Below are 728 nucleotides of genomic sequence, written 5' to 3' on the forward strand. Positions count from 1 at the left end.
GCGTCGCCGTCGACGCCGACGGGCGGGTGGCCGGCTTGGTCGATCCCGCGGCCGTGCTGCAGAGGCTCCGGGCGGGCGGCAGCTGATGGAGTGGTTCCTGGCGAACCTGCCGTATGTGTTGGAGCTCAGTGCCCTCCACCTGTTCCAGTCCGCGCTCCCGCTGGTGTTCGGACTCGTGCTGTCGCTGCCGCTGGGCTACCTGGCCTGGCGGATCCGCGCCGTGCGCGGCCTGGTCCTGTCCCTCTCCTCGGTGCTGTACACGATCCCCTCGCTCGCCCTGTTCGTGATCCTGCCGGTCATCCTCGGCACCGGCATCCTGGAAATGTCCAACCTGATCGTGGCGCTGACCGTGTACTCGGTCGCGCTGCTGGTCCGCGCCGTGGTGGACGCGCTGAACTCCGTGGACGACGGCGTCCGGCAGGCGGCGGTGGCCATGGGCTACCTGCCGGTCCGCCGGTTTTTCAGCGTGGACCTTCCGCTGTGCATTCCGGTGCTGGTGGCCGGGCTGCGGGTGGTGTCCGTGAGCAACATCTCGGTAGCCAGCGTCGGCGCGCTGATCGGTGTCCGGAACCTCGGTTTCCTGTTCACCGACGGGCTGCAGCGCTATTTCATGACCGAAATCGTGGTGGGGATCCTGATGACCCTGGTGCTGGCGGCGCTGATGGACGTGCTCCTGGTGGCGCTTGAGCGGGTGCTCACGCCCTGGCGGCGCCCGGGGGCCGCCGCCG

1 protein-coding gene is annotated in these 728 nt (G+C 69.4%); it reads left to right on the forward strand.

From position 1 onward, the window contains the following. Positions 1 to 85: 85 nt before the first annotated feature. A partial coding sequence (locus AC5RV2_RS18740; protein ID WP_494093581.1) for an ABC transporter permease occupies positions 86 to 728 on the forward strand: 643 nt, incomplete at its 3' end.

The organism is Arthrobacter sp. Y3225116, assembly GCF_059091245.1.